The following is a 6,215-nucleotide window of genomic DNA, read 5'->3' on the forward strand; positions in this document are numbered from 1 at the left end:
TCAGCTCCTGTTTTCGTTCGGACGAGGGGCGGGATGCGCGTCGAGCGAGGTCAGCTCCGCGCGCAGTCCACGGTGTACATCCTCGTACACCTCCAGGTGTCCGTCCGCCGGGAGGTCGTCCACCTCGGCGAGACGCGCCAGGTGGCCGTCGACGCCCGGATGCCCGGTGAGCTCCCGCGCGACCCCCAGAGGCGCGGGCGCGGAGGGCTCGTGGGCGTCCTGGGGGGCGGCGCCCGCGGGCACCGGTTCGGGCATCGCGTCGTTCATGCTCCCGACGCTACCGCGTGCGCCTGGGGTACGGTCGACGGCGATGGCGACGATCACGGAGTGCCGCGGCGCACTGGACAGACTCTCGGACAGCCTCGCGCGGGCGGACGGCGACGTGCGCGGGGCCGCCGCGCTCGACCGCACCCTGAGCTGCCACATCACGGACCTGGACACCACGTTCACGGGCCGCCTCGCGGACGGCCGGATCCGGGTCGACTCCACGGTGGCCGGCCCACCGCCCGCCAAGGCGCAGATCCGGCTCGCGATGACCGGGGACGACCTGCTGGCGATGGTGGGCGGCGACCTGAACTTCGCGAAGGCCTGGGCCTCGGGCCGGGTCAGGCTGGAGGCCGGCTTCCGCGACCTGCTGCGGCTGCGCTCACTTCTGTAGCGCGGGCTCCTGCGAGGCGGGCGCCGCGGGCTTCGGTACGCGGGCCTTGCGCCCGGCGGGCACGACCAGCGGCGTCCCCGTCTCCGGGTCGTCGATGACCTGGCAGCGCAGTCCGAAGACCCGCTCGACGAGCTCGGCGGTCACGACCTCGGACGGCGGGCCCTCCGCGACCACGGCGCCGTCCCTGACGGCGATGAGGTGGGTCGCGTACCTGGCCGCGTGGTTGAGGTCGTGCAGCACGGCGACGAGCGTCCGGCCCTGGGTCTCGTGCAGCTCGGCACAGAGGTCGAGGACGTCGATCTGGTGCTGGATGTCGAGGTACGTCGTCGGCTCGTCGAGCAGGAGCAGCGGGGTCTGCTGGGCGAGCGCCATGGCGATCCAGACGCGCTGGCGCTGACCGCCGGAGAGCTCGTCCACGTACCGCTCGGCCAGCTCGGCGACGCCGGTCGCCTCCATGGACTCCTGGGTGATCCGCTCGTCCTCGGGCGACCACTGGCGCAGCAGCCCCTGGTGCGGGTAGCGGCCGCGGGCGACGAGGTCGGCGACGGTGATCCCGTCGGGCGCCACGGAGGTCTGGGGCAGCAGTCCGAGGGTCTTCGCGACCTTCTTGGCGGGCATGCCGTGGATGGACTGCCCGTCGAGCAGGACGCGTCCCTCGCTGGGCTTGAGCATCCGGGAGAGGGCACGGAGCAGCGTGGACTTGCCGCAGGCGTTCGGCCCGACGATGACGGTGAAGGAGTTGTCGGGGATCTCGACGGACAGCTCGCGGGCGATGACCCGCTGCTCGTACGCCAGGGTCACCGATTCCGCGCTCAGCCGCTGCTGTCGACCGTCCATGTCCGTGCTCCCGTGCCCTCAACCCAAATGAAGTTAGGTTAGCCTACCCAATTTCACATCCCGAGCCGCGTGAGGGCCTTCTCCGCCTCCGGTACGCCCCCGCCGACATCGGCCGCCGACCAGGCCGCCCCGCACAGTGCCCGCACCCCGTCCATCACGTCGACCGCACCGGCCGCCGGAGCCGCGAGACCCTCCGGCCCTTCGAGCACCAGCGCGCCGCCGCTCACCGACGCCCGCCAGTCCCCGCACACGAACCCGCCGTCCTCCGCCGCGACGACCTCGGGCTGCCCCGTGAGCAGCCCCCGCAGATCGGCCGCCACATACGTCGGCCGGTGCTCCGGCACCGCCGCGAGCAGCTGCGCCACGTCCGTCACCCCGGTCAGGACGAGCAGCGAGTCCACCCCGCCGTTGAACGCCCCCTCGATGTCGGTGTCCAACCGGTCCCCGACCACCAGCGGCCGGCGCGCGCCCGTCCGCAGCACCGTCTCCCGGTGCATCGGCGGCAGCGGCTTCCCCGCGACCTTGGGCTCCGCACGCCCGCCCGTGGCGATCCGTACGACCTCCACGGCCGCCCCGTTCCCCGGCCCGATCCCCCGCGCCCCGGGGATCGTCAGGTCGGTGTTCGAGGCGTACCACGGCACCCCGCGCCCCACCGCGTACGCCGCCTCCGCGAACCGCCCCCACGGCATGTCCGGCCCGCCGTACCCCTGCACGACGGCCACCGGCCCCTCCTCGGCCGACTCCACGGGCACGAGGCCCCGCTCGCGCAGCGCCACCCGCAGCCCCTCCCCGCCGACGACGAGCACCGGGGACCCGGCCGGCACGTCCTCGGCGATCAGCCGGGCCACCGCCTGCGCCGAGGTGACCACGTCGCCGGCCTCCGCGGGCACCCCGAGCTCGGTGAGGTGCGCCGCCACCTCCTCCGGCGTCCGCAACGCGTTGTTGGTGACGTACGCCAGGTGCATCCCCCCGGCCCGCGCCACACCGAGCGCGTCGACGGCGTACGGCACCGCCTCCCCGCCCGCGTACACGACACCGTCCAGATCCAGGAGCGCCGTGTCGTACGCCTCGCTCAGCGGCACCGCGCTGCCACCCGGCCGACTCGTGCCCGCATCCTGCCGTCCCTGGCCGTTCCGCACCGTCACCGCACACTCCTCGCCTCACATCAGATCCCCGCTCCCCCGATCATCGCTCATGCCCGCCGCCCACATACGATGACGAGATGAACACATCAGGTCACGCGGCCGCCGACGTCCGCGACGACGCCGCAGGCCTGCGCCTGACCCCGTTCCGCGGACTCCGGTACGTCCCCGAGCGGGTCGGCAGCCTCGCCGCCGTGACGTCTCCCCCCTATGACGTCGTCGTACGACCTGACGGACTGCTCCATCTGGAATCGGCCGACCCGCACAACATCGTCCGGCTGATCCTCCCGCAGGCGATCACCGCCGGCACCCGCCACCGCAAGGCCGCCGTCACCCTCGACCGCTGGCTCGCGGACGGCGTCCTGGCGCCCGACCCGGAGCCCGCGCTCTACGTGTACGAGCAGCACGGTGACGGCATCCTCCAGCGCGGCCTCATCGGTGCCCTGCAGCTCTCCGACCCCGCGGAGGGCGTCGTCCTGCCCCACGAGGACGTCATGCCGCACGTGGTCGAGGACCGCGCCGCCCTGATGCGCACCACCGCCGCCAACCTGGAGCCCCTGCTCCTCACCTACGTGGGCGCGGACGAGGACGGCGCGAACACGGTCATCGAGGACACCGTCCGACGCGAGCCGCTGCTCTCCACCACCACGGAGGACGGCTTCCACCACCGCCTCTGGTCGGTCACGGACCCCACGGAACTCGCCACGGTCGCCGGCGCGCTCTCCCACCACCAGGCCCTCATCGCCGACGGCCACCACCGCTGGGCGACCTACCTCCGACTCCGCGAGGAACACCCCTCGCCCGGCCCGTGGAACTACGGCCTGGTCCTCCTCATCGACACGGCCCGCTACCCCCTCCGGGTCCGCGCCATCCACCGCCTCCTCAACCGTCTGCCCGTGTCCGAGGCCCTCGCGGCCCTCGACGGCTCCTTCCGGGTACGCCGGATCGACGGCCCCCTGCCGGCGGCTCTGGAGGCCCTCACGGCCGCCACGGCGGACGGCAACGCCTTCCTGCTGGCCGGTGACGGCCACTTCCACCTCGTCGACCGGCCGGACCCCGCCCTCCTCGACCGGACGATCCGCCCGGACCGCCCCGAGGCCTGGCGCACCCTGGACGCGACGGTCCTGCACTCCACCCTCCTGGAGCACGTCTGGCACATCCCGGACGCCCCCGAGGACATCAGCTACATCCACGACACGGCGGCGGCGGTCGCCCAGGCTGAACGCCGCGGCGGTACGGCGGTCCTCATGCACCCGGTGCGCGAGGAGGTCGTACGGGACCTCGCCCGCCAGGGCGTCACGATGCCCCGCAAGTCGACGTCCTTCGGCCCGAAGCCGGCGACGGGCCTGGTCCTGAGAAGCCTCGCGCTGGACTGAGGACCGCGGAAAACGCGGAAGGGCGGCACCCCGGAGGGTGCCGCCCTTCTCACATGTCAACCGTGTCAGCTCTTGTCGCCGACACTGTCGTCGCTGTCGTCCTCGTCGAGGTCGTCGTCCTCGTCCTCGTCCACCTCGACGACGTCGTCGGAGACGTCGTTCGCAAGGTCGTCCGCGAGGTCGTCCGACTCCTCCTCCGAGTCGTCGAACGCGTCGACGAACTCGACACCGTCCATCTCGGCGAGCCGGTCCGAGGCGTCCGTGGCCCCGTCCTTGTCGGCTTCCAGAGCCTTGGCGAACCAGTCGCGCGCCTCGCTCTCACGGTCGGCGGCGAGCAGCGCGTCGGCGTACGCGTACCGCAGACGGGCGGTCCACGGGTGCACGGCGCTGGAGGCGAGTTCGGGGCTCTGCAGAGTCACGATGGCCGCGTCGAGCTGCCCCATGTCCCGGCGGGCGCCGGCGGCCACGAGCCGCATCTCGACCTGACCGGCCTTGTCCAGCTTCTGCACCTCGGCCTCACCGGCCATCGCGAGGGCACGCTCGGGCCGGCCGAGCCCACGCTCGCAGTCGGCCATGACGGGCCACAGCTCGACGCCACCGCTCATCCGGCGGGCAGCACGGAACTCGGCCAGCGCCTCGGAGTACTTCTGCGTGGCGTACGCGGCGAAGCCGGCGGCCTCACGCACGGCGGCGACACGGGACGCGAGCCGCAGGGCGACCCTGGAGTACCCGTAGGCCTGCTCCGGGTCCTCGTCGATCAGCTGAGCGACCATGACGAGGTTGCGGGCGACGTCCTCGGCCAGCCCCTTGGGCAGGCTCATGAGCTCCTGACGGACGTCCGGGTCGATCTCCTCACCGGTGACCTCCGCCGGGATCGGCAGCCGCTTGATGGGCGCGCGGTCACCACGGTCGCGGTCGTCGCGGCGGCCGAAACCGCCCCGGTCGTCCCGGCCACGGTAGCCACCGCGGTCGCCGCCCCGGTCGTCGCGGCTGTAGCCACCGCCACGGCTGTCGCCGCCACGGTCGTCACGACGGAACCCGCCGCCACCGCGGTTGTCGTCCCGCCGGAAGGACGAGGGTCGCTCGTCCCGACGGAACCCGCCGCGGTTGTCCCCGCCACGGTCGTCACGGGGGAAGGAGGGCCGCTCGTCACGACGGAACGACGAAGGCCGCTCGTCCCGACGGTCGTCACGACGGAAGCCACCGCGGTTGTCCCCGCCACGGTCGTCACGGGGGAAGGAGGGCCGCTCGTCACGACGGAACGACGAAGGCCGCTCGTCCCGACGGAAACCGCCACCGGCGCCACGGTTGTCGCCGCCACGGTCGTCACGACGGAACCCACCACCGCCGCCGCCACGGTTGTCGCCACCACGGTCGTCACGACGGAACCCACCGCCGGCACCACGGTTGTCACCACCACGGTCATCACGACGGAAACCGCCACCGCCGCGGTTGTCGCCGCCACGGTCGTCACGGGGGAAGGAAGGGCGGTCGTCACGACGGAACGACGAAGGCGCCACGGTTGTCACCACCACGGTCGTCACGACGGAAGCCACCGCCGGCACCGCGGTTGTCGCCGCCACGGTCATCACGACGGAAACCGCCACCGCCGCGGTTGTCGCCGCCACGGTCGTCACGGGGGAAGGAAGGGCGGTCGTCACGACGGAACGACGAAGGCACCACGGTTGTCGTCACGACGGAAACCGCCACCGCCACCACCGCGGTTGTCACCACCGCGATCATCGCGACGGAAGCCACCGCCGGCACCGCGGTTGTCGCCGCCACGGTCATCACGACGGAAACCGCCGCCGCCGCGGTTGTCACCGCCACGGTCGTCACGGCGGAAACCGCCGCCACCACTGCGGTTGTCGTCACGGCGGGGGCCACGGAAGCCGCCCCGGTCGCCACCGGCACCGTCCCTGCGACGCGGTTCGCGCTCCGGACGGTCGTCGGGAGAGTTGGTGGACATCGACGTGACTCCTGTCTTCGGGTACTGCAGTCATTCTCGCGCAGCCGGCACTCTGCCGCGCATCGGAAAAGGTCAAGCAAAAAACAAAAGGACCCCTGGTCCCAGCGTGAACGCTGGGACCAGGGGTCCTGAAGAATTGTTCGGCGGCGTCCTACTCTCCCACAGGGTCCCCCCTGCAGTACCATCGGCGCTGAAAGGCTTAGCTTCCGGGTTCGGAATGTAACCGGGCGTTT

6 protein-coding genes, 1 rRNA gene and 1 pseudogene are annotated in these 6,215 nt (G+C 72.5%); 2 read left to right on the forward strand and 6 right to left on the reverse strand.

Annotation, left to right across the window (positions count from 1 at the left end):
- Entirely contained in the window at window positions 1-267 is a 267-nt protein-coding gene (locus tag IO20_RS0119890; protein ID WP_030551387.1) for a hypothetical protein, read from the reverse strand.
- Between the two features lie 43 nt (window positions 268-310).
- Between IO20_RS0119890 and IO20_RS0119895 the strand changes: the two genes are divergently transcribed.
- The gene (locus IO20_RS0119895) at window positions 311-658 is read left to right on the forward strand and encodes an SCP2 sterol-binding domain-containing protein (protein ID WP_030551385.1); all 348 of its coding nucleotides are present in this window, start codon (window positions 311-313) and stop codon (window positions 656-658) included.
- Here the strand turns inward: IO20_RS0119895 and IO20_RS0119900 are convergent.
- Window positions 647-1,495: an ABC transporter ATP-binding protein gene (locus IO20_RS0119900; protein ID WP_030551383.1), complete on the reverse strand. Its 849-nt coding sequence runs from the start codon at window positions 1,493-1,495 to the stop codon at window positions 647-649. The genes IO20_RS0119895 and IO20_RS0119900 overlap by 12 nt on opposite strands.
- A gap of 53 nt (window positions 1,496-1,548) precedes the next feature.
- Window positions 1,549-2,640 carry an HAD hydrolase-like protein gene (locus IO20_RS0119905; RefSeq protein ID WP_030551381.1) on the reverse strand — a complete coding sequence of 364 codons (1,092 nt, stop codon included), beginning with the start codon at window positions 2,638-2,640 and terminating at the stop codon, window positions 1,549-1,551.
- A 77-nt stretch (window positions 2,641-2,717) separates the two neighbouring features.
- On the opposite strand from IO20_RS0119905, the gene IO20_RS0119910 reads away from it, so the two are divergent.
- Window positions 2,718-4,013, forward strand: a complete 1,296-nt coding sequence (locus IO20_RS0119910; protein ID WP_030551379.1) for a DUF1015 domain-containing protein — start codon at window positions 2,718-2,720, stop codon at window positions 4,011-4,013.
- 65 nt (window positions 4,014-4,078) lie between these two features.
- Here the strand turns inward: IO20_RS0119910 and IO20_RS0119915 are convergent, their stop codons facing one another.
- From IO20_RS0119915 to rrf, 3 genes and pseudogenes are all read right to left on the reverse strand, one after another.
- A complete protein-coding gene (locus tag IO20_RS0119915) occupies window positions 4,079-4,894 on the reverse strand; it encodes a tetratricopeptide repeat protein (RefSeq protein WP_030551377.1) in 816 nt (271 codons plus the stop codon).
- A gap of 117 nt (window positions 4,895-5,011) precedes the next feature.
- Window positions 5,012-5,982 (reverse strand): annotated as a pseudogene (locus IO20_RS42375) (hypothetical protein); the annotation flags it as partial.
- Between the two features lie 138 nt (window positions 5,983-6,120).
- Window positions 6,121-6,215, reverse strand: a 5S ribosomal RNA gene (gene rrf / locus IO20_RS37680); the annotation flags it as partial.

This window comes from Streptomyces exfoliatus, assembly GCF_000725545.1.
GTDB classification, from domain to species: domain Bacteria; phylum Actinomycetota; class Actinomycetes; order Streptomycetales; family Streptomycetaceae; genus Streptomyces; species Streptomyces exfoliatus.